The sequence below is a fragment of the Nocardia cyriacigeorgica genome, from assembly GCF_010858045.1.
Taxonomy (GTDB): domain Bacteria; phylum Actinomycetota; class Actinomycetes; order Mycobacteriales; family Mycobacteriaceae; genus Nocardia; species Nocardia cyriacigeorgica_E.
On record NZ_JAAGVC010000108.1, the window covers coordinates 1 to 516 of the forward strand.

Below are 516 nucleotides of genomic sequence, written 5' to 3' on the forward strand. Positions count from 1 at the left end.
GCCGGTGGCCTAACCCCTTGTGGGAGGGAGCCGTCGAAGGTGGGATCGGCGATTGGGACGAAGTCGTAACAAGGTAGCCGTACCGGAAGGTGCGGCTGGATCACCTCCTTTCTAAGGAGCATCTGCTCAGATCCTTCCGAAGAGTCGGAAGTGACTGTGCCAGAGCCGTTTCGGACTCACATGTAGTCCGGCGGAGCTCATGGGTGGAACGCTGACAACCTCTCCCGCATTGTGGTGCCGGCCGAGTCCGGTGCCGCGGGTGATATATCGACACACTGTTGGGTCCTGAAAGAACAGACGTTCTTTCCAGGCAAAAATACGACGAGGCTGATCTTCAGTCATACCGGCTTCTTCCTTCGGGTTGGGGTGCTGGTGCTGGGTTATGGGTTGGTCTTGTGTGTTGTTTGAGAACTGCACAGTGGACGCGAGCATCTTTGTTAGTAAGTGTTTAAGAGCGTACGGTGGATGCCTTGGCACCAGGAGCCGATGAAGGACGTAGGAGGCTGCGATAAGCCT

Annotated in this window: 1 rRNA gene; it reads left to right on the plus strand. The window is 56.4% G+C overall.

Going from position 1 to position 516, the window contains the following annotated elements:
• Positions 1-111, plus strand: a 16S ribosomal RNA gene (locus GV790_RS28920); the annotation flags it as partial.
• Positions 112-516 lie beyond the last annotated feature (405 nt).